Here is a 25043-nt window from a genome sequence, read left to right on the forward strand (position 1 = left end):
GCGACACGGCAGCCCGGCCGGAACTATCCGCCCCGGCGCCGGGTCTGGCCTTGGGAACACCACGCTCAGCGCCGGCCCAAACCGTCATCGTACCCGACTTTGCAGGAGCCCCGCAGCAGACGGCGGCCCCGCCCGCATCAACCGAGAATGAAGTGATTCAATGAACTGGACCTGCCGCCTGGCCATCGCATGCCTTTGCTGCGCCGCCGAGACTGCCAACGCCGCCTACAAGGTGGACATCGAAGCGCCCAAGCCGGTGCAGTCGCTGCTCAAGGATTTCCTCGACCTCGCGCGCTACAAGGACCGCGACGACATCAGCGACGAGCAGCTGAAGTTCATGATCGACACCGCCGGCGACCAGGTGCGCGACCTGACCTCGACCGAGGGGTATTTCTCTCCCGTCACCAAGGTGGAACTGAAGACCGCGCGCGGCGCCGACGGCAAGGATGACGTGCGTACCGTGATCGTCACCGTCGATCCGGGCGAGCGCACCATGGTCGAATCCGCCGATATCGCCGTCACGGGCGCTGCCGCCGGCCAGGACGCCGCGCGCATCGCCGCCATCCGCCAGGACTGGAGCCTGCCCGCCGGCCAGCCGTTCCGCCAGGAGGACTGGGACAAGGCCAAGAACGCCGGCCTGGAAAAGCTGCAGCAGAAGACCTACGCCGCGGCCCGCATCGCGCAGTCGCAGGCCGAGGTCGATCCCGAGGAGCGCCGCGCCGACCTGAAGGTGCAATACGACAGCGGACCGGCCTTCACGCTCGGCGCGCTGCAGATCACCGGCGCCCGCCGCTATCCTGAAAGCATCATCCGCAACGTCAACCCGCTCAACGTGGGCGAGCCGTACGACGTCAACCGCCTGCTCTCGCTGCAGCGGCAGATCCAGAACACGCCCTACTTCTCCAACGCCATCGTCGGCATCGACGACGATCCCGAACACCCAGACATGACGCCGGTGAAGGTGCAGGTGACCGAGTTCCCGACCCAGCGCATCCGCACCGGCGTGGGCTACGGCACCGACACCGGCGCCCAGGTGGAAGGGCGCTACTCGCACTACAACGTGTTCAACAAGGCCTACGTGTTCGACAGCCAGGCCCGCATCGAGCAGAAGCGCCAGTACGGCCAGATCAGCCTGGCCATGCCGCCGGACCAGAAGGCCTTCGTCAACAGCATCAGCACCACCTACGACCGCACCACGCTGGAAGGCGTCGACCTGCGCAGCCAGCAGATCGGCTTCAAGCGCGCGCGCACCGGCGAGCTCTACGACACCGCCTATTCGCTGACCTACTACCGCGACGAACTGACGCAGGAAGACGGCAGCACCCTGCCCGCCAACACCATCGTCACCCCCGGCAAGCACCGCGCGCTGGTGCCCGGTTTCGCCTGGGCGCGGCGCAACGTCGACGATCCCATCTTCCCGCGCAAAGGCAACCTGCTGACGCTGGAAGCCGGCTTCGCCGTCAAGGGCGTGCTGACCGACCAGAGCTTCGGCCGCCTGTACGGCCGCTTCAAGCAGTTCGTGCCGGTCGGCCGGCGCGATGTGGTGGTGCTGCGCGCGGAGCTGGGCGGCGTGTTCACCGCCGGGCGCGCATCCTCGGTGCCGGCCTCGCTGCTGTTTCGCACCGGCGGCAACGACTCGGTGCGCGGCTACAGCTACCAGAGCATAGGCAACGAACAGAACGGCACCGTCTACCCGACCAAGTACCTGGCGGTGGGCAGTTCGGAATACCAGCACTGGTTCACCGAGAGCTGGGGCGCGGCGGTGTTCTACGACATCGGCGCGGCCGCCGACAACTGGAACAACAAGACCTTCTACAACGGCGTGGGCACCGGCGCCCGCTGGCGCAGCCCGGTCGGCACGCTCAACCTCGACCTGGCCTACGGCATACAGAAGAAACAGATCCGCCCGCATATCTCGCTGGGCATCGCCTTCTGAACCGCCGACCGCACCGTGAACCCGATTTGAACGACGACTCCGCATGACCGACCAGCAACCATCATCGCAACAGCAACACGAAGAGCAGCCGCCGGCCCCGCGCCGCAGCCGCAGCCGCTCCCGCAGCCGCAGCATTGCCCTGTGGTCGGGCGCAACCGTCGCGGTGCTGGTGCTGGCCGCCGGCGGCGCGGCGTTCTACGCACTGAAGACCGAGAGCGGCACGCGGCTGGTCTGGAACACGGCCGTCAATGCCCTGGGCGGCAAGCTGTCCGGCCGGCTGCTGGGCGGCACCATCGCCGACGGCCTGCAACTGCGCGACCTGCACTACAAGGACGACAAGCGCATCCTCGACATCGACAGCATCGACGCCGCCTGGCACCTGTCGCTGGCGCAGCGCAAGCTGACGCTGCGCTTCCTGCGCGTGGGATCGGTGCAACTGAACCAGCAGCCCTCGCCGCCCGAGCCCACCACCATGCCGGCCTCGCTGGAGATACCGCTGGCGCTGGACATCGGCGAGATCTCGCTGGGCAAGCTCAGCTTCACCCAGGGCACGTCCACCACCGAACTCTCCCGGCTCAGGCTGCATGGCGACTCCGACGGCAGCCAGCACACCCTGGTGCTGGACAGCCTCTCCACGCCCTACGGCGACGCCGCCGCCCTGCTGCACCTGAACGGCAAGGCGCCCTTCGCCATCAGCGGCGGCCTGGAGCTGTCGGGCGAATACAAGAACGCCAGCCTGCAGGAGAAATACCGGCTGGCGGCCGAGTTGTCCGGCTCGCTGCAAGACCTGGGCATTGCGCTGAAGGCCTCCGGCGACAAGCTCAACGGCTCGGCCGACATCCAGGCCACGCCGTTCGCGCCGGTGCCGCTCAAGAGCGCCAGGGTCGACCTGCAGCACATCAACCCGCAAGCCTTCAGCGCCGGCGCGCCGCAGGCCGACCTGCGCCTGCGCGCCGACCTGGCGCCGGCGCCGCAGGCGGCGGATGCCGGAATGAAGGTGACCGGCAAGGTCAGCATCGACAACGCCAGGCCCGGCAGCCTGGACCAGCAACTGCTGCCGCTGCAGTCGGCGCGGGCCGATCTCGACCTGGACCTGAAACAGCAGACGATCTCCAACCTCGACGTGCGCCTGCCCAAGAACGCGCGCATCGAAGGCGGCGGGCAATTCCGCCCCGGCAGCGACGAAGAAGGCAAGAAAGAGGACATGGCCGGCCAGTTCAGGCTGCGCATCGCCGGCCTCGACCTGAACCAGATCCATCGCCAGCTCAAGCCGACGCAACTGGCCGGCCCGCTGGAGGTCACGCTCGCGCCCGCAACCCAGAAGATCACGCTGGCGCTGGACGACCGCGCCCTCAGCCTGCGCGTGGACAGCACCATCACGCCGGAACAGGTGGAACTGCACCGGGCGCAACTCAGCGCAGGCAAGTCGCGCCTGGAGGCGGCGGGCACGCTCAGAACGGTGGGCGCGATGGAGTACGCGGTGAAGGGCAAGCTGGTGGACTTCGATCCCACCGCCGTGCTGCATGCGGTCGCGCCCGATGCCCCTGCGTCCGGCAAGGGCAAGAAGAAGCAAACCGCCGCGGCGTCCAAACCGGTACAGGCCAAGATCAACATGGACTTCGACGCCGCCGGCGCCATCTCGCCCGAGCTGCGCCTGAAGCTGGCTTTCGCCGTGCACGACAGCACCTACGGCGAGCTGCCCATGGGCGGGGGCGGGAACATCAGCCTGGCCGGTACGCGCCTGCTGCCCAGCAAGGCCAACCTGCAGATCGCGGGCAACACCATGGACCTGGACGGCAGCTTCGGCGCCGCCTCCGACCGCCTGAACTTCAAGGTCGACGCGCCGCAACTGCAGCGCCTGGGCTACGGCTTGTCCGGCCTGCTGCGCCTGGAGGGCCAGTTGACCGGCACGCGCCAGCGCCCCAACCTGCGCGCCAGCTACCAGGCCGAGCAGTTGGCCTTCGGCCCGCACAAGCTGCGCCGCCTGGCCGGCGAGGCCGACCTGCGCACCAACCTCGCCGCCGGCGTCGCCTCGCCCGACAACAAGCTCGCGCTCACGCTGGACGGCGAAGGCTACAGCGGCCCGCAAGCCGACCTGAACAAGCTCTCGCTCAAGCTCAACGGCACCTGGGCCGACCATGCGCTGGACCTGCAGGCCAACGGCAAGCTGCTGGATCATCCGCTGGACGTAGCCTTCGGCGCCCACGGCAAGGTCACCGAGAAGACCCGCGGCAACTACGGCTGGGCCGGCACCATCTCGACGCTGGAAAACAAGGGCTTCCCGCGCGTTGCCATGGCCAGCCCGCTGGCACTGGACGTGGCGGCCGACGCCATCGAGGCCGGCCCCACCCGCATCGCCATCGACCGCATGGCTGTCGACCTCAAACGCCTTTCCTACAGGCAGGGTCGCATTGCCTCGGCCGGCCAGGCGCAGGCGCTGGATATCGGACGCATCCTGGAGATCGTGCAGGAGTTCACCGGCACGCCGCCGCCCGTCAAGACCGACCTGGTGCTGGACGGCGACTGGGACTTCTCGCTGGCCGAAAGCGCCTCCGGCCACGTGCAGATCGCGCGCAAGTCCGGCGACGTGCGCGTGACCACCAGCAACGGCGAAGCGTCGCTGGGCCTGTCCGAGCTGAAGCTGCGCAGCGATTTCCAGGGCCAGCAGATGCGCATCGCCGGCCGCGTCAATGCGGCGCGCGTGGGCACGCTCGATCTCGGCGGCAATGTCGGCCTGGTGCGCAGCGACAAGCTGCTGACGCTGGCCGACGGCTCGCCGCTGGAGCTCAAGGCCAGGCTGGATGTGCCTGAACTCAAACGCGTGGGCGACCTGATCGGCCCGCAAGTCAGCCTCAACGGCAAGCTGGGCGCGGAGCTGAGCGCGGGCGGCACGCTCGGCCAGCCCCGGCTCAACGGCGCCATCAACGGCGACAACCTGGCCGTGACGCAGTTCGACCAGGGCATCCAGCTGAAGGACGGCATCGTGCGCATCGTCATGGACAACAACGTGATCGACCTGCGCCAGATCGAGTTCCACGGCGGCAAGGGCACCTTGAAGGCCGGCGGCAAGGTGCAGCTGGGCGCCGACAATCCCGACCTGAACGCCACCATCACCGCCGACCGGCTGGAGCTGTTCGCCAGCCCGGACCGCCAGCTGATGCTGTCGGGCGAGGGCAAGATCGCCAACGTCAAGGACCAGCTGCGCATCGACGGCAAGTTCACCGTCGACCATGCCCTGTTCGATCTGCCCAAGAGCAGCGCGCCCAAGCTGGGCGACGATGTGGTGATCGTGCGGCGCGACGGCCGCAACAAGGTCGGCGCCAGCGCCACCTCCAAGGAAAAGCTGCAGGCCGCCACCGAAAAGCCGGCCGGCAAGTTCGCCCCGGTGATGAACATCGCGGTCGACCTCGGCAACGACTTCCGCTTCCGCGGCAGCGGCGCCGACCTGCGCCTGCGTGGCGACATGACGGTGCGCAGCGAACCGCTGTCGCCGCTGCGCGCTACCGGCACCATCAATGTCGCCGAGGGCACCTACGAGGCATTCGGCACCAAGCTCAACATCGAGCGCGGCATCATCAACTTCCAGGGGCCGATCGCCAACCCCAACATCAACATCCTCGCCATGCGCCGCAACCAGGACGTGGAGGCCGGGGTCTCGGTCACCGGCAACGCCAACCAGCCGCGCGTGCAGCTGGTGTCCGAGCCCAATGTGCCGGACGACGAAAAACTGTCGTGGATGATGTTCGGCCACGGCACCGACAGCTCCAGCATCGGCCAGCGCAGCGCCAGCAGCCAGGCACTGGCGCTGGTGGGCAACATGGGCGGCAAGCGCATCGCCAAGGACATCGGCCTGGACCAGTTCTCGATCGGTTCCAGCGAGTCGGGCCTGACCAACGACCAGGTCATCAACCTGGGCAAGGCGATCACCGAGAAGATCACGCTGGGCTACGAGCAGAGCCTGCAAGGCGCGGCCAGCGTGGCCAAGGCGACCTGGCAGATCTCGCGGCGCTGGTCGGTGGTGGCGCGGGCCGGCACCATCAACGGCTTGAACATCCTGTTCAATCGCCGCTTCGACTGATCGGCCGACCGACTGACGGAGCAATGGAGCAATAAAAAACGCGCCGGAAACGGCGCGTTTTTTTATTTGAGGCCCGGTCATCGGTCATCAGGCCAGCCCGGCCCGCTCAGGCTTCATAGAGCTCCAGCGGCAAGCCGTCCGGGTCGGCGAAGAAGGTGAAGCGCTTGCCGGTGTATTCATCCACCCGCACCGGCTCAACGGCCACGCCGCGCGCCTCCAGCCAGGCCTTGGTCGCGGCCACGTCGTCCACCACGAAGGCCAGGTGGCGCAGGCCGCGCGCCTCGGGGCGCGACGGCCGCGGCGGCGGCGACGGGAAGGAGAACAGTTCGACCTGGCCGCCGTCCGGCAGCGCAAGGTCGAGCTTGTACGACTGGCGCGCTTCGCGGTAGTGCTCGGCCAGCACCTCCAGCCCCAGCAGGTCGACGTAAAACGCCTTCGAGACGGCATAGTCGGCGCAGATGATCGCGACGTGGTGGATGCGTTTGAGGATCATGACAAGCGCTCCGGCTACAGCCAGCCTGCCTTGCGCAGTCGCCGCCACAGCAGCGAACAGCCGGTGAAGATGCCCACCAGCACCACCGGGAAGCTCCATTGCCACGACAGGCCCGGCATGTTGGCGAAGTTCATGCCGTACAGGCTGAATATCATGGTCGGGATGGCCAGGATCGCACCCCAGCCGGCCAGGGTCTGCACGATCTCGTTCTGGTGGATGGTGACCTGGGCCAGGTTGATCTGCACCGCGGACTCCACCATTTCACGCAGGCGGTCGCCGGTGTCGATGAAGCGCACCACGTGGTCGTAGATGTCGCGGAAATAGGCCTTGCCTTCCTTGGTGATCAGCCCCTCATGGAAGCGCAGCAGCTGGGTGCACACGTCCAGGAGCGGCGAGGCCGCCGAGCGCAGGCGGATCAGCTGGCGTTTCAGCTGATACAGCTCCTGCAGGTAGGCCTTGCCGGTATTGGCGGCGGGGTCGAACAGCTGCGCCTCGTATTGGGTGAACTTGGCTTCCAGGTCGTCCATGATGGGGCGGTAGTTGTCGACCACGAAGTCCATGATGGCGTACAGCACGAAGCTGGGGCCGCGGCCCAGGCGCTCGGGCAGCATCTCGCAGTGCTCGCGCACCTTGGCGTAGCTGCGCGAGGCGCCGTGGCGCACCGTGACCACGAAGCGCGGCCCGGTCAGGATGTGGGTCTCGCCGAACTGCACCTCGCCGCCGGAGAGCTGCGCGGTGTGCAGCACCACGAACAGGGTGTCGCCGTATTCCTCGATCTTGGGGCGCTGGTGGGCGGCGTAGGCGTCTTCCACCGCCAGTTCGTGCAGGCAGAATTCTTCCTTGATCTTGTTCATCAGCTCGACGTTGGGCTCGAGCAGGCCGAGCCAGACGAAGGTGCCCTCTTCTTCCAGCACGTCGCTGATCTCGTCGAGGGTGATGTCGCGCAGCTTCTTGCCCTTCTTGTAGACCGTGCAGTTGACGATCATGTTGGCGTCGATCATGTTTGGCTCCTGTTGTTCGCGCAGCCGCGTCTCGGGCTTTGTCTCGTTATTGGCCGGTCCCGTCGCTCGCAGCCTGCCGTCAGCCGGCCTTGGCGCGGCGCATCGGCAAGCGCTGCTTCAACACTTGCGCCATGATCACCCCGACCAGCGTGATCAGGCCGCCGACGGCATGGTAGCCGTGCAACTCTTCACCCAGCACTACAACAGCGATTATGACGGTGAAAACCGGCATCAGGTTCACGAAGATGGAGCAGCGGCTCGCCCCCAGGTGGGCCACGCCGCGCATCCACAGGAATTGCGACAGGATCGATGCCGCGATGCCCGCATACAGCAGCACCGGAAGATTGTCCGACGTCACCGGCGAATGATGGCCGAAGACGAAGCCCGGGAACAGCAGCACCATCGCCATCAGCACCTGCATGTAGAGCAACTGCCAGGTGCGCAGCGGCAAGGCCCAGCGCCGCAGCATCACGCCGTACAGGCCGTAGGCGACCGTCGCCAGCAGCATCAGCAGGTCGCCGATGACCACGCCGTTGTCGAACAGGTCCAGCGGATGGCCGCGGCCGATCAGCACCGTCAGTCCCAGGAGCGAGAGGACGCCGCCGGCCAGCGTGCCCACGGTGGGCGGCTCGGAGAGCAGCTGGATGCTCAGCAGCAATGTCAGCAACGGCATCAGCGAGGTGATGATGCCCATGCTGGTGGCCGATGAGGTGGCCGCGGCGAAGTAGGCCAGGCTCTGGAACAGCACCATGCCCATCAGCGCCAGCGCCAGGATCTTGCCCAGGTGCGGGCGGATTTCAGCGCGCGCGGCCCAGGTCTGGCGGGCCAGGAAAGGCGACATCAGCAGCGCCGCCAGCACCCAGCGGTAGAAGGAAATGTCTTCCGGCGCGATCACGCCCGCGGCGATCTTGTTGATGATGATGTTGCCGGCCCAGATCAGGACTGCGCCCAGCGGAAAGCCGATGTATCTGATTTGCATGGATGATTTTTCGCAAATGACAAAAAGTCAGGCCGACTTGGCCTCGGAGCGCCCCGCCATCTCGGCGCCGGCATTGGGCGGCAGGCGGCGCAGCATGAACAGCGAGCAGGACGCCACCGCGCCCACCACCAGGAAGGCCGGCCAGAAGTCGGTGGCCACCAGCGTGGCGTGCCCCTGGATCTCATTGGAGGCCTGCAGCGCGAAACCGGCCAGCACCACGCCCATGCCGATGGACAGCTGCTGCGCCACGCTGGCCATGCTGGTGGCCTGGCTCAGGCGGACCTTGTCGACGTCGGCGTAGGAAATCGCGTTCAGGCTGGTGAACTGCAGCGAGCGGAAGCAGCCGCCGACCAGCAGCACCAGCATCATCACCACGTAAGGCGTGGTCGGCGAGAACAGCGCGATGGCCCACAGCCCCACGATGCCGCAGGCGCCGTTGACCAGCAGCACCTTGCGAAAACCGTAGCGCTGCAGGAAGCGCGAAGCGATGGTCTTCATGAACATGGCGCCGGCGGCCGAAGCGCAGGTCAGCAGGCCCGAATGGAAAGGCGTGTAGCCGAAGCCCAGCTGCAGCATCAGCGGCAGCAGGAAGGGAATGGCGCCGATGCCGATGCGGTACAGCGAGCCGCCGTAGACGCCGGCCTGCAGGGTCGGGATCTTCAGCAGCGTCAGGTCGATCAGCGGCGCCTTGGCGCGGCGCGCGTGCCACACGTAGAGAGCCAGGAACACCACGCCGCCGGCCACGCAGGCCAGCGAGATCTCGCCCGAGATCAGGTGGCGCCCGGCGGTGGCCAGGCCCATCATCAGCAGCGAGCAGCCCAGCGCCGAGAGCACGAAGCCCGGCCAGTCCAGCGGCGACACCTGCTCGGCCTTGAGGTCGGGAATGAAGCGCGTGGCCAGGTACAGGCCGAGGATGCTGATCGGGATGTTGATGAAGAAGATCCAGCGCCAGTGGAAGTAAGTCGTGATGAAGCCGCCCAGCGGCGGGCCCAGCACCGGGCCGAACAGCGCCGGGATGGTCAGGTAGGACAGCGCCTTGACCAGGTTGACCTTCTCCACGCTGCGCAGGATCACCAGGCGGCCGACCGGCACCATCATGGCGCCGCCTATGCCTTGGAAGAAGCGCGCGGCGACGAACTCGGGCAGCGTCGAAGAGATGCCGCACAGGATGGAGCCCAGCATGAACACGCAGATGGCCGAACGGAAGATGGTCAGCGAGCCGAAGCGGTCGGCCATCCAGCCGGAGATCGGGATGAACACCGCCAGGCTGACCAGGTAGGAGGTCAGCGCCAGCTTGAGCGAGATCGGGTCGACCTGCATGTCCAGCGCCAGCGCCGGCAGCGAGGTCGAGATCACGGTGGAGTCCATCTGCTCCATGAAGAGCGCACAGGCGACGATCAGCGGGATGACGAAGGTGCGTGGAATGGACATCGGAAAGTTGGCAGTCTGTTATGTGAGGCGGCGCGGGGCTGGAGATTGCGCGCATGGCCGCGCCCCGGCAAGCTGACAAGTATACCTTTTACGCTATGATGCTGCCGGACGCCGCCCGCCGCGCGGGCGCGCGCAAGTAGCAAGTACCAGACACGCCTCCCCCGCCGCACCATGACCGACTGCTTCGCCCTCCTCGACGACCACCTGGCCACCCCGGCCGAACCGCGCTCGCGCCTCTACACCGGCCACGTGCGCACGCTGGCCTGCCATGACGCGGAGCAATTCCCGGCCATGCTGGCCGGGATGGAGGGCGAGCTGGCCGCCGGACGCCACGCGCTTGCCCTGTGGCACTACGAACTGGGCGCGGCCATGCAAGGCCTGCCGCACCGGCATGCCGGCGGCCCGCTGGCCCGGGTGCTGGTGTTCGAACGCTGCGAGCGCTTAAGCGCCGCCGAGGTGGAAGGCTGGCTGGAGCAACGCTCAGCCGGGGAGCCTGCCGGCATCGCCAACGTCAGCGCCAGCGTCGACGAGGCCGGCTTTGCCGCCGCCATCGCCCGCATCCGCGACTACATCGCCGCCGGCGACACCTACCAGGTCAACTACACCTACCGCCTGCACCTGGACGCCTATGGCGATCCGGTCGACCTCTACCGCCGGCTGCGCGCGCGCCAGCCGGTGCCCTACGGCGCCCTGGTGCTGGACGACGAGGGCGGCGCGGTGCTGTCGTTCTCGCCGGAGCTGTTCGCCGCCCATGCCGGCGGCATGCTCAAGGCCAAACCCATGAAAGGCACCGCGCGCGCCGCCCCGGATGGCGACGCCGATGCCGACGCCATCAACGCGCGCCGGGCGCTGGAGTTGGCCGCCGACGAAAAGAACCGCGCCGAAAACCTGATGATCGTCGACCTGCTGCGCAACGACCTCGGCCGCGTCGCCGCACCGGGCTCGGTACAGGTGCCGCACCTGTTCGACGTGCGGCGCTACGGCCAGGTGCTGCAGATGACCTCCACCATCCGCGCCCGCCTGCGCGCGGATGCCACGCTGGCCGAGACCATCGCCGCGCTCTACCCCTGCGGCTCGATCACCGGTGCCCCCAAACGTCGCACCATGGAAATCATCGACGAACTCGAAACCACGCCGCGCGGCCTCTACACCGGCGCCATCGGCTGGTTCGAAGCGCCGCGCGCCGGCTGCCATGCGGTGGGCGACTTCTGCCTGTCGGTGCCGATCCGCACGCTGGCGCTGGCGCCGCCCGACGCGACCGGACACGGCATGCGCCGCGGCGTGCTGGGCGTGGGCGCCGGCATCGTCTACGACAGCCAGGCCGCCTCCGAATTTGCCGAGTGCCAGCTGAAGGCTGCGTTCCTTACCGGGCTGGGACATGACTTCAGCCTGTTTGAAACCATGCACGCCACGCGCGAGGGTTGCCGCCATCTGGACCTGCATCTGCAGCGGCTGGGCGCGTCAGCCGCGGTCTTCGGCTTCCCGTTCGATGCAACATCGATCCGGCAACAGCTGGTGCAAGCCTGCGCCGCGCTCGATCCCGATGCCGCGCACCGCATGAAACTGTCGCTGGATACCCAAGGCCGGATCGCCATCCAGCATGCGCCGCTGGCGCCGCTGGGCGACAGCGTCAAGGTATTCCTGGCCGAGCGCAGCACCGACAGCGGCGACCTGTTCCTGCGGCACAAGAGCACGCGGCGCGAGATCTACGACGCGGCCTGGCAAGAGGCGGAGCGGCGCGGCGGCTTCGACATGTTGTTCTTCAACGAGAAAGATGAGCTGACCGAGGGCGGGCGCAGCAACGTGTTCGTCAAACTGGACGGGCGTTGGGTGACGCCGCCGCTGGCTGCGGGCGTGCTGCCCGGGGTGATGCGCAGCGTGATGCTGGCCGATCCAGCGTGGGATGCCGTCGAGCGGCCGGTGAGTCGCGACGAACTGATGACGGCAGAAGAAGTTGTCGTGTGCAATGCCTTGCGGGGTGCCGTTCGGGCTGTTCTGGGCTGACACCGCACCATCGGGTCGCCGGGTACGCCGCTGGATCCCCGCCTGCGCGGGGACGAAAAATGGGAAGAGCCGCAGGCTCAGGCGAGCAGCCAAGCTGCGGCACGCTCAACGCAGCGCCGCATTCTCCTTCAGTCCCTTGGCCTTTTGCGCACTCTGCTCCGCCAGCGGCTGCAGATCCTCCAGGCTCTTGCCATCCCATCCCCCGCCCAGCGCCTTGGCCAGCAACACGCTGGCGGCCATGCGGCGGTTGCGGATATCCAGCGACGAACGTTCGGCCGACAAGGCCGTGGCCTGCGCCGTGATCACGTTGACGTAGCTGACAGTGCCGGCCTTGTACTGGTTGGTGACCAGCACCACGGCCTGGCGCGCCGCCTGCAGGGCCTCGTCCTGCACTGCGGCTTCCTGCTCCAGGATGCGCAGTGCGGCCAGGTTGTCTTCCACCTCCTGGAAGGCGGTCAGCACGGTCTGCTTGTAGCTGGCCACGGTGCCGTCGTAGGTGGCGATGGCCTGGTCGGTGGCCGCGCGCCGGGCGCCGCCGTCGAAGATGCTTTGCGCCAGTTGCGGCCCCAGCGACCACACCCGGCCCGGCAGCGAGAACCAGTCGGCGAACGTCGAGCTCTGGTAGCCGCCCGAGGCCGACAGCGTCAGGCTGGGGAAGTAGGCCGCCTTGGCCACGCCGATCTTGGCATTGGCCGAGGCCACGCGACGTTCGGCCGCCGCCACGTCGGGACGACGCTCCAGCAGCATCGAGGGCACGCCCTGCGGAATCAGCGGCGCGGCGGCCGCCAGCGGCGCCTTGGGCAGGGTGAAGTTCGACGGCGTCTTGCCCACCAGCAGTGCGATCGCGTGCTCGGTCTGGGCGCGCGTGACGCCGTTGTCCAGCGCCGACGCCTGCGCCGTCTTCAGCTGGCTCTGCGCCTGGATCACGTCCGACTTGGCGGCCATGCCGGCGGCGTACTGGTTCTGCGTCAGCTGGTAGGAGCGCTGGTAGGCCTCCACGGTCTCTTCCAACAACTTCTGCTGGGCGTCCAGCACGCGCAGCTGCAGGTAGCTCTGCGCCAGCGAAGCCTGGGCCGAGAGCCGGGCAGCGGCCAGATCGGCGGCGCTGGCCTGGGCGCTGGCGGAGCTGGCTTCGACGTCGCGCCGCACCTTGCCCCAGACGTCGGCCTCCCACGAGGCATTGAGCGCGAACGAATACGAATTGCGCACGCCGGCGCCGGCAGACGATGACGAGGAGCTGCTGGAACTGGAGCGCGAACGGGTGGCCGAGGCGGACGCGTCCAGCGTGGGCGAATAGGCCGCGCGCGAGCTTTGCACCAACGCCATGGCGGCGCGGAAGTTGGCCTCGGCCAGCGCCAGGTTCTGGTTGGAGATGTCGACCTGGTCCACCAGCGCGTTCAACTGCGGGTCGCCGAACATTTCCCACCACTTGCCGTTGGCGGCCAGGTCGCGCGGCTGCGCCGGGTTCCAGTTCTGGCCCTCCTTGAATACGGCGGGCGCCTCGTCCATCTGCGGACGCGCATAGTCGGGGCCGACCGAACAGGCCGCCAGCGCGAAGGAAGCCGCCAGCGCCAGCAGCAGCGGTTTGAGGTTCAGTGGTTGCGGTTTCATTCTTTTCTCCATGGCAGCGTCATTCATGCCGCCGAGGTTTCAGTGCTGCTTTTGTTTTTGCCGAACTTGCGGTGGCCCCAGGCGCGCAGGCGCTCCATGTAGAGGTAGACCACCGGCGTGGTGTAAAGCGTGAGCAGCTGGCTCACCACCAGCCCGCCGACGATGGAAATGCCCAGCGGCGTGCGCAGCTCGGCGCCGTCGCCGCGGCCCATGGCCAGCGGGATCGCGCCCAGGAGCGCGGCCATGGTGGTCATCATGATCGGGCGGAAGCGCAGTTTGCAGGCCTCGAAGATGGCGTCGCGCGGCGACAGGCCGCGGTTGCGTTCGGCGTCCAGCGCGAAATCGATCATCATGATGGCGTTCTTCTTGACGATGCCGATCAGCAGGATCACGCCGATCAGCGCGATCAGGCTGAAGTCGGTGCCGGTCACCATCAGCGCCAGCAGCGCGCCCACGCCCGCCGACGGCAGCGTGGAGATGATGGTGATGGGATGGATCAGGCTCTCGTACAGGATGCCCAGCACAATGTAGACCGCCAGCAGGGCCGTGAGGATCAGGATGGGCTGCGACGACAGCGAGGACTGGAAGGCGTTGGCGGTGCCGGCGAAGGTGCCGTGCACGCCGGTGGGCACGCCCAGCGAGGCCATGGCGCGGTCGATGGCGTCGGTCGCCTGCGACAGCGATACGCCCTCGGCCAGGTTGAACGACAGCGTGGAGGCGACGAACTGGCCCTCGTGGCTGACCGACAGCGCCGTGGTGGTCGGCGCGAAGCTGGAGAAGGCCGCCAGCGGCACCTGGCGCGAGGCCGCGGTGGAGATGGTCTGCGCCAGGCCGGTGTTGGCGTTGAGCTTGCCCGCGGCCGACAGCGCCGGCGGCGTCGACAGCGTCGAGGTGGTCGGCGAGAGGTTGCTTGACCCGGCCAGGCTGACATAGGTGTCGCGCAGGATCTCCGGGCTTTGCCAGTACTGCGGCGCGGCCTCCATCACCACGTGGTACTGGTTCATGCCACTGTAGATGGTGGAGATCTGGCGTTGGCCGAACAGGTCCGACAGCGTGGCGTCGATCAGCTGCGGCGTGACGCCGGAGCGAATCGCCGTCTCGCGGTCGATGGTCAGCGTGGTCTGCAGGCCGTTGTCCTGCTGGTCGGTGCTGATGTCTTCCAGCTCCTTCAGGTTGGACAGCGCCGCCCGGATCTTGGGCTCCCAGACGCGCAGCAGCGCCACGTCGTCCGACTTCAGCGAATACTCATACTGCGAATCGCTCTGGCGCGCGCCGATGCGGATGTCCTGCACCGGCACCAGGAACACGCGCGCGCCGGCCACCTTGGAGGTCTTGATGCGCAGCCGCGCGATCACCTGGTCGGCCGATTCCTTGCGCTGCGACAGCGGCTTCAGAGTTACAAACATGTTGCCGCTGTTGCGCCGCTGGCCGCCGGTGAACGCCACCACGTCGGCCACGGCCGGGTCGGCGCGGACGATGTCGATGAAGTCGTTGAGCTTGACCTTCATCGCCTGGAAGGAAATCGCCTGGTCGCCGCGGATGCCGCCCACCAGGCGCCCGGTGTCCTGCTGCGGGAAGAAGCCCTTGGGAATGGCCTTATAGAGATAGACGTTGAGCGCGATGGTGCCCAGCAGGATCAGCATCATCAGGGGCGCCGCGCGCAGCGCCCAGGCCAGCGAGCGTTCGTAGCCCAGCAGCATGTCGTTGAACATGTGCTCGGTCTGGTCGGCCAGCTTCTGCAGCAGCGGATGGCGACGACGACGGCGCGCCTCGTCAGCCTCCGGATCGTGGCGCAACAGCTTGGCGCACATCATCGGCGTGGTCGTCAGCGATACCACCAGCGACACCAGGATGGCCACCGACAGCGTGATGGCGAATTCGCGAAACAGCCGGCCGACGATGCCCTCCATCAGCAGGATGGGAATGAAGACGGCGATCAGCGAGATGCTCATCGACAGCACCGTGAAGCCGACCTCGCGCGCGCCCAGCAGCGCCGCCTTGACCGGCTTCATGCCGGCCTCGATGTGACGCGAGATGTTTTCCAGCACCACGATGGCGTCGTCCACCACGAAGCCGGTGGCAATGGTCAGCGCCATCAGCGACAGGTTGTCCAGGCTGAAGCCGGCCAGGTACATGATGCCGAAGGTGCCGATCAGCGACACCGGCACCGCCACGGCCGGGATCAGCGTGGCGCGGCCGCTGCGCAGGAACAGGAACACCACCATGATCACCAGCGCCACCGACATGATGAGGGTGAACTCGGTCTCCTTGAGCGAGGCGCGGATGGTCGGGGTGCGGTCCATCACCACCTTCATGTCGATGGCGGCGGGAATGGACGCCTGCAGCTGCGGCAGCAGCTCGCTGACGGCGTCGACGGTGTCGATGATGTTGGCGCCGGGCTGGCGGTTGATCACCACCAGCACCGAAGGCTTGCCGTTGGCGGAGCCGGCGTTGCGCACGTCAGCCACCGAGTCGCGCACCTCGGCCACGTCGCGCACGCGCACCGGCGTGCCGTTGCGGTAGGAGACGATCAGCGGGGCGTATTCGGCGGCGGTCTTGGCCTGGTCGTTGGCATAGATCTGCCAGTTGCGGTCGCCGTCCTCGAGTATGCCCTTGGGGCGGTTGGCGTTGGTGGCGGCCACCGCGGTGCGCACGTCGGCGCTGCCGATGCCGTACTTGTTCAACGCCGTCGGATTGAGCTCGATGCGCACCGCCGGCTGCGAACTGCCGCCCACGCTCACCTGCCCCACTCCGCGCACCTGCGACAGCTTTTGCGCGACGATGCTGTCGGCGGCGTCGTACATCTGGCCCTGGGTCATGGTGTCCGAGGTCATCGCCAGGATCATGATGGGCGCGTCGGCCGGATTCACCTTGCGGTAGGTCGGATTGCTCGGCATGCCCGAGGGCAGCAGGTTGCGCGCCGCGTTCAGGGCCGCCTGCACGTCGCGCGCGGCGCCGTCGATGTCGCGCGAGAGGTCGAACTGCAGCGTGATGCGGGTCGAGTTCTGCGAGCTGGTCGAGGTCATCTCGGTGACGCCCGCGATCGAGCCCATGGCGCGCTCCAGCGGCGTGGCCACGGTGGCGGCCATGGTTTCCGGGCTGGCGCCGGGCATCGAGGCCGAGATCGAGATGGTCGGGTAATCCACCTGCGGCAGCGGCGACACCGGCAGCAGGCGGAACGCCACGATGCCGGCCAGCGCGATGCCGATGGTCAGCAGCGTGGTGGCGATGGGCCGCTGGATGAACGGGAGCGAAATATTCATGAGGCTCCCGGATCAGACCGCCGGCGGCAGCGGCGCCGGATGGCCTTCGTCGTCATCGTCGCCGCCGCGGCCGGGCTCCTTCTGGCCGAAGCGCGCGCGCATGCGGCGCGCCAGGCTGTCGAAGCCGAGGTAGATCACCGGCGTGGTGAACAGCGTGAGCACCTGCGACACCAAGAGGCCGCCGACCATGGTGATGCCCAGCGGCTGGCGCAGCTCGGAGCCGACGCCGGTGCCCAGCATCAGCGGCAGCGCGCCCAGGAGCGCCGCCATGGTGGTCATCAGGATCGGGCGGAAGCGCAACAGGCAGGCCTGGTAGATCGCCTCGCGCGGGGTCTTGCCTTCGTGGCGCTCGGCCTCCAGCGCGAAGTCGATCATCATGATCGCGTTCTTCTTGACGATGCCGATCAGCAGGATGATGCCGATGATGCCGATGATGCCCAGGTCCGTGCCCGAGATCATCAGCGACAGCAGCGCGCCCACGCCCGCCGAGGGCAGCGTCGAGAGGATGGTGATGGGGTGGATGTAGCTCTCATAGAGCACGCCCAGCACGATGTACATGGTCACGATCGCCGCCAGGATCAGCCACAGGGTGTTGGACAGCGAAGCCTGGAAGGCCAGCGCCGCGCCCTGGAAGTTGGTGACGGTGGAGGCCGGCATGCCGATCTCCTGCTCGGCCGCCTTGATGACCTTGACCGCCTCGCCCAGCGACGCGCCCTTGGCCAGGTTGAAGGAGATGGTGGCGGCCGGGAACTGGCCGATATGGTTGACCACCAGCGGCGCGGTGCGCTCGGTGACGGTGGCGATCGACGACAGCGGCACCTGGCGGCCGGCCGAGGTCACCAGGTAGATGCTGTCCAGCGCCGACGGGCCGCGCTGGAATTCCGGCTTGACCTCCATCACCACCCGGTACTGGTTGGACTGGGTATAGATGGTCGAGATCAGGCGCTGGCCGAAGGCGTTGTACAACGCGTTGTCGATGGCCGCGGTGGTGATGCCCAGGCGCGAAGCCGCGTCGCGGTCGATCTGGATGTAGGCCTGCAAACCCTTGTCCTGCAGGTTGCTGGCCACGTCGGCCAGCTCGGGCTGCTGCTGCAGGCGCTCGACCAGCTTGGGCCCCCATTCGCTCAACGTATCGGGGTCGGCGTCTTCCAGCGTGAACTGGTATTGCGTGCGCGAGACGCTGTCCTCGATGGTCAGGTCCTGCACCGGTTGCATGTACAGCGTCACGCCCGGCACCTGCTGCTCCAGCTTGGGTTTCAGGCGGCGGATCACGTCCGAGGCGGAGACGTCGCGGTCGTCATGCGGCTTCAGGTTGATCAGCATGCGGCCACTGTTGAGCGTGGCGTTGGTGCCGTCCACGCCGATGAAGGACGACAGGCTGTCCACCGCCGGATCCTCCAGCACCACCTTGGCCAGCTGCTGCTGCTTCTCGCCCATGGCGCCGAAGGAGACCGACTGCGTGGCTTCGGAAATGCCCTGGATCACGCCGGTGTCCTGCAGCGGGAAGAAGCCCTTGGGCACGAACATGTACAGCAGCACGGTCAGCGCCAGCGTGCCGACGGCCACCAGCAGCGTGAGTTTCTGGCGCTCCAGCACCCACTCCAGCATGACGCCGTAGCGCGCGATCACGCGGTCGAAGAAGACCTGGCTCTTGTGATAGAACCAGCCCTGCTCTTCTTCCGGCTGATGGCGCAGCAGGCGCGCGCACATCATCGGCGTCAAGGTCAGCGACACCACGGCCGAGATCAGGATCGACACCGCCAGCGTCACCGCGAATTCATGGAACAACCGCCCCACCACGTCGCCCATGAACAGCAGCGGGATCAGCACCGCGATCAACGAGAAGGTCAGCGAGATGATAGTGAAGCCGATCTGCTCGGCGCCCTTCAGGGCTGCCTGCATCGGCTTCATGCCCTCTTCGATGTAGCGCGAGATGTTCTCGATCATGACGATGGCGTCGTCGACCACGAAGCCGGTGGCGATCGTCAGCGCCATCAGCGTCAGGTTGTTGATCGAGAAACCGGCCACGTACATCACCGCGAAGGTGCCCACCAGCGACAGCGGCACGGCGACGCTGGGGATGATGGTGGCCGGCACGTTGCGCAGGAACACGAAGATCACCATCACCACCAGCGCTACCGACAGCAGCAGCTCGAACTTCACGTCGGCCACCGAGGCGCGGATGGTGGTGGTGCGGTCGGTCAGGATCTTGACGTCGATCGAGCCCGGCAGGCTGGCCTCGAGCTGCGGCAGGATCTTCTTGATGCTGTCGACCACGGCGATCACGTTGGCGCCGGGCTGGCGCTGGATGTTGACGATCACGGCCGGCTGGGTATTGGCCCAGGCGCCCAGGCGCACGTTCTCGGCGCCGTCGAGCACGTCGGCCACGTCGGAGATGCGGATCGGCGCGCCGTTCTTGTAGGCGATGATCAGGTTCTTGTACTCGTCGGCCGAACGCAGCTGGTCGTTGGCGTCGATGGTGGAGGCGCGCGTGGGGCCGTCGAAGCTGCCCTTGGCCTGGTTGACGTTGGCGTTGCCGATGGCGGTGCGCACGTCGTCCAGGTTCAGGCCGAGCGCTGCGACGGCGCGCGGATTCAACTGCATGCGCACGGCCGGTCGCTGGCCGCCCGACAGGCTGACCAGGCCCACGCCCGAGAGCTGCGAGATCTTCTGCGCCAGGCGGGTGTCGATCAGGTCCTGCACCTTGGGCAGCGGCATGGTCTTGGAGGTGACCGCCAGGGTGATGATGGGCGTATCGGCCGGGTTGACCTTGCTGTAGACCGGCGGCATCGGCAAATCCGACGGCAGCAGGTTGCCGCCGGCGTTGATGGCGGCCTGCACTTCCTGCTCGGCGATGTCGAGGTTGAGGTCGAGGTTGAACTGCAAAGTGATCACGGAAGCGCCGCCCGAGCTGGTGGACGACATCTGCTTCAATCCCGGCATCTGGCCGAACTGGCGCTCCAGCGGCGCGGTGACCGACGAGGTCATCACGTCCGGGCTGGCGCCGGGATAAAGCGTGACCACCTGGATGGTCGGATAGTCGACTTCAGGCAAGGCCGACAGCGGCAGCAGCCGGTAGGCGACGATGCCCACCAGCAGGATCGCCAGCATCAGCAATGACGTGGCGACCGGCCGCAGGATGAACTGGCGGGATGGATTCATGCGCCCGCCTTACTTTGCGCCGTTGCCGGTGTTGCTGCCGCCATTGTTGCCGGCGCCTTCGCGCTGGCGACGCAGCTCCATCATCTTCTGGCGACGCTGGTCTTCCGGCAGTTTCTTGATCTCCTCGCCGAACTCGCCGGCGTCGATGCGCTTGTTGAGCTCGGCCCAGCGCTTCTGGCGCTCTTCCGGCGACATGTCGCCCTGGGCGCCCTGACCGCCCTGCCCGCTGCCGGCTCCCGCGCCGCTTGCGCCCTGGCCCTGCGCATTGCGCTGGCCTTGCTGGCCCGTCTGGCCTGGTTGGCCGGCGCCCTGGTCTGCCTGGCCGCGCTTGCCGTGGCGGCGCGCGTTGGGGTTCTCGGTGGCCAGCTTGTTGGCCGGGTCGTCGGCGCCGCCGCGCGTGACGGCCTCTACCTTGGCGCCTTCGCGCAGGCGGTCGATGCCGTCGATCACCACGGTCTCGCCGGCGGCCACGCCGTCGGTGATCGCGGTCAGGTCGCCCTGCACGGCGCCGGTCTTGATGTTGCGCACGGTGACGGTATTGTCTTCCTTGACCACGTAGACGAACAGGCCCTTGGAGCCGCGCTGGATGGCGGCCGTCGGGATCACGGTGGCGCCGTCCTCGGTGTTGAGCAGCAGGCGCACGTTGACGAACTGGCTGGGGAACAGCGCGTAGTCGGTATTGGGGAACTGCGCCTTCAGCTTGACCGTGCCGGTGGTGGAGTCGACCACGTTGTCGATGGTCAGCAGCACGCCGTCGGCCAGCTTTTTCTTCTGTTCGCGATCCCAGGCCTCGGCCGGCAGCTTGCGGCCGCTTTGCAGCTGGCGCAGCACGCTGGGGATATTGTCTTCGGGGATGCTGAAGATGGCCGTGATCGGCTGCAGCTGGGTGATGATCACCAGGCCGTTGGTGTCGCCGGTGGTGATGTTGTTGCCGACGTCGGCCTGCTTCAGGCCGAGGCGACCGGAAATCGGCGCGGTCACGCGGGTAAAGGAGAGCTGCAGTTTGGCGCTGGCCAGCGAGCCTTCGTCGGCCTTGACCGTGCCTTCATATTGCTTGACCAGCGCGGCCTGGGTGTCGACCTGCTGGCTGGCGATGGAGTCCTGCGACAGCAGGGTCTGGTAGCGCTTCAGGTCGAGCCTGGCCGAATTGAGCAGAGCGCGGTCGCGCGCCAGCTGGCCTTCGACCTGGGTGACGGTGGCCTGCAGCGAGCGCGGGTCGATTTCCGCCAGCAGGTCGCCGGCCTTGACCACCTGGCCTTCCTTGTAATGCAGCTTCATCAGCTGGCCGTCCACGCGCGCCTTCACGGTGGCGGTCGCCGTCGGCGTCACCGAGCCCAGACCGTTGAGGTAGACGTCGACGTTCTGCACCTTCGCCTTGGCCACGCCCACCGGCATGGTCTGGCTGAAGCCACCCGCGCCGCCGGGGCCGCCGGGACCGCGCCCGCCGCCCGGACGCCCGCCCGGACCACCCGGGCCGCCCGGACCGCCCATCCCCATGGCGGCCATCTGCTCCTGCTGGGCCTTCTTCTTGGTCCAGTACTTGTAGCCGCCGCCGGCCGCGATCGCCGCCACCAGCACCCAGAACCACCAGCGCCGCAGCACGCTGCCCTTCGACGGCGGACGGCCGCCTTGCGGCGGGGTCGGGTTGGAAGGAGATTGCTGCCCGGAATTTGGTGTGTTTGTCATTTTATGAAAGCAACGAACTGGTCACGATGGAGCGGCCGGCCCTTGGCCGGGCCTGGAAACTGCCGCAAAACGGAAAACGCGGTGAAGCAAAAGAGCACGGGATGGCGGCCTGGCCCAGCCGGCCGGGCCGCCATCCGGTATTCTCCCGCAACAAACTTACAACGGTGCAACATCGAGCCGCCCCTGCCGCGGCAATTGCGCGCCTGACGCAGCAGGCTGGCAGTGTACCCAGCAAACGGGCCCCGCGCCATCGGCAACAGCGCCCGAAAAGCGCCTCATATCGGCATCCCGGGGCCGGCTACAGACGGCAAAAGCCTTGCGTATTGACCGCAAGGCTTTTGGGTAGATCCGCCGCCGGCGCAAACACCGGCGCACGGATGGTGCCTGGCGCCTTACTTGGCGGCCGGTGCGCCGGCGTCAGGCGCCGGACGACCTTGCGGCGGGCCCTTGCGCTCGCCGTGGTGGCGCATGCGTTCGAAACGGTGGCGCTCCATCTTGGCGAACTCGGCGTCGAAGGTCTTTTGCTGTTCAGGCGACAGGGTCGCGTAGAACTCCTTGGTGGCGGCCACGCGCTGTTCGGCGAAGGCTTCACGCTTGCGCATGAATTCCAGCTTCTTGTCCAGGCGCTGCGGCGTGGTCAGCTTGGCGAACTCTTCCTTGCTGGGACGGGCGGCCGGGTCGAACGGGGCCGGCTTGGTCTTGTCCAGGAACAGCTTCCAGCCGGCTTCCTGTGCGGCGGTGATCTTCAGCTTGTCGTGCAGTTCGGCCTGGTGCTTGGCGCGCATCTGCTCGAACTTGGCGATTTGCTCGGCACTGGGAGCGCGACCGTGCGGGCCTCCCGGCGGCGGGACCTGCGCGAAGGCGGCGGCGGTCACGGCGCTGATGCTCACGGCAGCGATGCCGGCCAGGATGCGGGTCTTGAGTTTCAACATGATTTGCTCCTTTCGGGGGTGTCTTACTGTTTCGTGCTGTCTTTGCACGGTTCCCATTAAACCGGCCGCGTGTATCGCCAATCTTTCCCCTGTGGCGGCATTTGTATCGTTTTGTATATTCCGCGGGCCGCCGAGTATCGTTCTATGTCCGGGCCAACCCTTGTTAAGAGGCGATACAAATCCGGCTTCCCGCGCTTAACAAGTTCGGCATAATGCAAAACATGGATACAAATACTCACATCCTCATCGTCGACGACGACCGCGACATCCGCACCCTGCTGGCCGAATACCTGGACAGCAACGGCCTGCGCACGCTCACCGCCACCAACGGCGCCGAAATGCGCAAGGTCCTGGAAGAGTCCCGCGTGGACCTGATCGTGCTGGACCTGACCCTGCCCGGCGAGGACGGCCTGACCCTGTGCCGCAACCTGCGCGCCACCTCCAACGTGCCGGTGATCATGCTGACCGCGCGCGGCGAGCCGCTGGACCGCATCCTGGGCCTGGAGATGGGCGCCGACGACTACCTGGCCAAACCCTTCGAGCCGCGCGAGCTGTTCGCCCGCATCCGCAGCGTGCTGCGCCGTACCCAGGCGCTGCCGCCCAACATGGCGCAGCCGGACGTGGCGGCCATGCGCTTTGCCAACTGGATGCTGGACCTGACCGCGCGCCACCTGGTGAACCAGGACGGCGTGGTGGTGGCGCTCTCGGGCGCCGAATTCCGCCTGCTGAAAGTCTTTCTCGACCATCCCAACCGGGTCCTGAACCGCGACCAGCTGCTGGAGCTGACCCAGGGCCGCGAGTCGGATCCGTTCGACCGCTCGGTGGATATCCAGATCAGCCGCCTGCGCCAGAAGCTGGGCGACGACGCCCGCACGCCGACCATCATCAAGACCGTGCGCAACGAGGGCTACGTGCTGGCCACCACCGTCACCACGGAGAGCGCGGGCCGGGCGTCATGAAGAACTTCCTGGGCTCCATCGGCAACCGCATCTTCGTGCTGCTGCTGGCGGGCATCGTGCTGTCCATCGTCGCCACCACCTGGCTGGCCTCCAACGAGCGCAAGAACTCGCTGCGCGAGCTGCGTTTCCAGCACGTGGCCGACCGCATCGAGCAAATCGTGCAGGCGGTGGACGACATCCCGCCCGAGCAGCGCGCCATCGTGCTCAATGCCGCCGGCAACCTCGGTTTCGAGGCCACCATCGTCGATGACATGAACGACGCCATCGGCGCCAACGCCAGCACCAGCCCGCTGGTGGACATCCTGCAGTCGCGCCTGGGGAGCGACCGCAAGATCGCCGCCCAGCGCGAAACCGAATGCGCCCCGCCACGCCGCGAGCGCGACGACGACCGTGGCGAGCGTCGCGGCGGACGGCGCGAAGGCCGCAACGAAACCTGCCGCGTGGTCTACGTCAGCCTGCACGACAGCGCGCTGCTGCGCATCCGCCTGCACCAGCCGGGCGAACCGCCGGCCCTGCGCGGACGCGGCGGCCAGCAGGGGCCGTACGGCCTGCAGTACATCGCGCTGTTCCTGGCCCTGATCGCCATCCTGGCTTATCTGGTGGCGCGCATGGCGACCCGCCCGATTCGCCAGCTGGCGCATGCGGCGTCGGCGCTGGGCCGCGACATCGACCATCCGCCGCTAGCCGAGGCCGGCCCCACCGAGATCCGCCAGGCGGCGCACGCCTTCAATGCCATGCAGTCGCGCATCCGGCGCCAGATCCAGCACCGCACCCACATGCTGGCCGCCATCACGCACGACCTGCAGACGCCGCTGACGCGCATGCGCCTGCGGCTGGAAAAGGTCGGCGACCGCGAGCTGCAGCAAAAGCTGATCGACGACCTGGGCGTGATGCACGGCATGGTGCGCGAAGGGCTCGACCTGGCGCGCAGCATGGATTCGTCGGAAAAGATCCGGGCGCTGGATATCGACTCGCTGCTCGACAGCGTCTGCGCCGACGCCGCCGACGCCGGCCAGGACGTGACGCTGGAAGGCGCGTCGCGCGCCTTCGTGATGGCGCAGCCGGGCGCGCTGCGGCGCTGCCTGACCAACCTGGTCGACAACGCCTGCAAATACGGCCAGCTGGCACGCGTGAGCGTGGCGCTGGAGCAGCAGAAGGTCGCCATCCGCATCCGCGACCACGGGCCGGGCATTCCGGACGCCGAGCTGGAGTCGGTGTTCGAGCCCTTCTACCGCCTGGAAACCTCGCGCTCGCGCGACACCGGCGGCACCGGGCTGGGCCTGACGATCGCGCTCAACATCGCGGAAAACCATCACGGCCAGCTGCAGCTGCGCAACCTCCCCGAGGGCGGACTGGAGGTGTTGCTGGAGCTGCCGCAGATGCCGCCGCCTCACAAAGGAAAAAACGCCTGATCCCCCGCGGCCCCCTCCCCCGGCAGCCAGCCGGGCGTGTCGATGCGATGACAGGATGACGGGGCGTGCGCCGCGCGCCGGCTGCGATAGCGGGCG

Annotated in this window: 14 protein-coding genes; 5 read left to right on the forward strand and 9 right to left on the reverse strand. The window is 67.4% G+C overall.

From position 1 onward, the window contains the following. Positions 1 to 160: 160 nt before the first annotated feature. A complete protein-coding gene (locus tag CEJ42_RS11970; protein WP_088751219.1) occupies positions 161 to 1936 on the forward strand; it encodes an autotransporter assembly complex protein TamA in 1776 nt (591 codons plus the stop codon). Between the two features lie 43 nt (positions 1937 to 1979). Next, positions 1980 to 6014 carry a translocation/assembly module TamB domain-containing protein gene (locus CEJ42_RS11975; RefSeq protein WP_088751220.1) on the forward strand — a complete coding sequence of 1345 codons (4035 nt, stop codon included), beginning with the start codon at positions 1980 to 1982 and terminating at the stop codon, positions 6012 to 6014. 106 nt (positions 6015 to 6120) lie between these two features. Here the strand turns inward: CEJ42_RS11975 and gloA2 are convergent, their stop codons facing one another. From gloA2 to CEJ42_RS11995, 4 genes are all read right to left on the reverse strand, one after another. Next, positions 6121 to 6507, reverse strand: a complete 387-nt coding sequence (gene gloA2 / locus CEJ42_RS11980; protein WP_207760417.1) for an SMU1112c/YaeR family gloxylase I-like metalloprotein — start codon at positions 6505 to 6507, stop codon at positions 6121 to 6123. 14 nt (positions 6508 to 6521) lie between these two features. Next, a complete protein-coding gene (locus CEJ42_RS11985; protein WP_079218875.1) occupies positions 6522 to 7508 on the reverse strand; it encodes a magnesium and cobalt transport protein CorA in 987 nt (328 codons plus the stop codon). Between the two features lie 79 nt (positions 7509 to 7587). Next, entirely contained in the window at positions 7588 to 8487 is a 900-nt protein-coding gene (locus tag CEJ42_RS11990; protein ID WP_088751221.1) for a DMT family transporter, read from the reverse strand. A 27-nt stretch (positions 8488 to 8514) separates the two neighbouring features. After that, entirely contained in the window at positions 8515 to 9918 is a 1404-nt protein-coding gene (locus CEJ42_RS11995; protein WP_088751222.1) for an MFS transporter, read from the reverse strand. A gap of 171 nt (positions 9919 to 10089) precedes the next feature. Between CEJ42_RS11995 and pabB the strand changes: the two genes are divergently transcribed. Continuing rightward, the gene (gene pabB / locus CEJ42_RS12000) at positions 10090 to 11922 is read left to right on the forward strand and encodes an aminodeoxychorismate synthase component I (protein ID WP_088751223.1); all 1833 of its coding nucleotides are present in this window, start codon (positions 10090 to 10092) and stop codon (positions 11920 to 11922) included. 105 nt (positions 11923 to 12027) lie between these two features. Here the strand turns inward: pabB and CEJ42_RS12005 are convergent, their stop codons facing one another. The 5 genes from CEJ42_RS12005 to CEJ42_RS12025 all read right to left on the reverse strand — a co-directional run bounded on the left by CEJ42_RS12005 (position 12028) and on the right by CEJ42_RS12025 (position 22576). Continuing rightward, on the reverse strand, positions 12028 to 13533 hold the full coding sequence (locus CEJ42_RS12005; RefSeq protein WP_243397848.1) for an efflux transporter outer membrane subunit: 1506 nt from the start codon (positions 13531 to 13533) through the stop codon (positions 12028 to 12030). A gap of 23 nt (positions 13534 to 13556) precedes the next feature. Then, complete coding sequence (locus tag CEJ42_RS12010; protein WP_088751224.1) at positions 13557 to 16796, reverse strand: efflux RND transporter permease subunit; 3240 nt, start codon at positions 16794 to 16796, stop codon at positions 13557 to 13559. 12 nt (positions 16797 to 16808) lie between these two features. Then, positions 16809 to 19958 (reverse strand): MdtB/MuxB family multidrug efflux RND transporter permease subunit, encoded by a 3150-nt coding sequence (locus tag CEJ42_RS12015; RefSeq protein WP_088751225.1) that lies wholly within the window; start codon positions 19956 to 19958, stop codon positions 16809 to 16811. A gap of 9 nt (positions 19959 to 19967) precedes the next feature. Beyond that, positions 19968 to 21644, reverse strand: a complete 1677-nt coding sequence (locus CEJ42_RS12020; RefSeq protein ID WP_088751226.1) for an MdtA/MuxA family multidrug efflux RND transporter periplasmic adaptor subunit — start codon at positions 21642 to 21644, stop codon at positions 19968 to 19970. A gap of 392 nt (positions 21645 to 22036) precedes the next feature. Continuing rightward, positions 22037 to 22576 (reverse strand): Spy/CpxP family protein refolding chaperone, encoded by a 540-nt coding sequence (locus CEJ42_RS12025; RefSeq protein ID WP_079218867.1) that lies wholly within the window; start codon positions 22574 to 22576, stop codon positions 22037 to 22039. Positions 22577 to 22797: 221 nt separating this feature from the next. Between CEJ42_RS12025 and CEJ42_RS12030 the strand changes: the two genes are divergently transcribed. Continuing rightward, complete coding sequence (locus CEJ42_RS12030) at positions 22798 to 23535, forward strand: response regulator (RefSeq protein ID WP_276329109.1); 738 nt, start codon at positions 22798 to 22800, stop codon at positions 23533 to 23535. Then, a complete protein-coding gene (locus CEJ42_RS12035) occupies positions 23532 to 24947 on the forward strand; it encodes an ATP-binding protein (protein ID WP_088751227.1) in 1416 nt (471 codons plus the stop codon). Before CEJ42_RS12030 ends, CEJ42_RS12035 begins: the two co-directional genes overlap by 4 nt. The last annotated feature ends 96 nt before the right edge of the window (positions 24948 to 25043 follow it).

It is taken from the genome of Herbaspirillum robiniae (assembly GCF_002213415.1).
GTDB classification, from domain to species: Bacteria; Pseudomonadota; Gammaproteobacteria; order Burkholderiales; family Burkholderiaceae_D; genus Herbaspirillum; species Herbaspirillum robiniae.

Bases quoted from the DNA above. Each gene is read 5' to 3' on its own strand.
- CEJ42_RS11970 (WP_088751219.1), top strand. From the start codon at position 161: ATGAACTGGACCTGCCGCCTGGCCATCGCATGCCTTTGCTGCGCCGCC.
- CEJ42_RS11975 (WP_088751220.1), top strand. From the start codon at position 1,980: ATGACCGACCAGCAACCATCATCGCAACAGCAACACGAAGAGCAGCCG.
- gloA2 (WP_207760417.1), bottom strand. From the start codon at position 6,507: ATGATCCTCAAACGCATCCACCACGTCGCGATCATCTGCGCCGACTAT.
- CEJ42_RS11985 (WP_079218875.1), bottom strand. From the start codon at position 7,508: ATGATCGACGCCAACATGATCGTCAACTGCACGGTCTACAAGAAGGGC.
- CEJ42_RS11990 (WP_088751221.1), bottom strand. From the start codon at position 8,487: ATGCAAATCAGATACATCGGCTTTCCGCTGGGCGCAGTCCTGATCTGG.
- CEJ42_RS11995 (WP_088751222.1), bottom strand. From the start codon at position 9,918: ATGTCCATTCCACGCACCTTCGTCATCCCGCTGATCGTCGCCTGTGCG.
- pabB (WP_088751223.1), top strand. From the start codon at position 10,090: ATGACCGACTGCTTCGCCCTCCTCGACGACCACCTGGCCACCCCGGCC.
- CEJ42_RS12005 (WP_243397848.1), bottom strand. From the start codon at position 13,533: ATGAAACCGCAACCACTGAACCTCAAACCGCTGCTGCTGGCGCTGGCG.
- CEJ42_RS12010 (WP_088751224.1), bottom strand. From the start codon at position 16,796: ATGAATATTTCGCTCCCGTTCATCCAGCGGCCCATCGCCACCACGCTG.
- CEJ42_RS12015 (WP_088751225.1), bottom strand. From the start codon at position 19,958: ATGAATCCATCCCGCCAGTTCATCCTGCGGCCGGTCGCCACGTCATTG.
- CEJ42_RS12020 (WP_088751226.1), bottom strand. From the start codon at position 21,644: ATGACAAACACACCAAATTCCGGGCAGCAATCTCCTTCCAACCCGACC.
- CEJ42_RS12025 (WP_079218867.1), bottom strand. From the start codon at position 22,576: ATGTTGAAACTCAAGACCCGCATCCTGGCCGGCATCGCTGCCGTGAGC.
- CEJ42_RS12030 (WP_276329109.1), top strand. From the start codon at position 22,798: ATGGATACAAATACTCACATCCTCATCGTCGACGACGACCGCGACATC.
- CEJ42_RS12035 (WP_088751227.1), top strand. From the start codon at position 23,532: ATGAAGAACTTCCTGGGCTCCATCGGCAACCGCATCTTCGTGCTGCTG.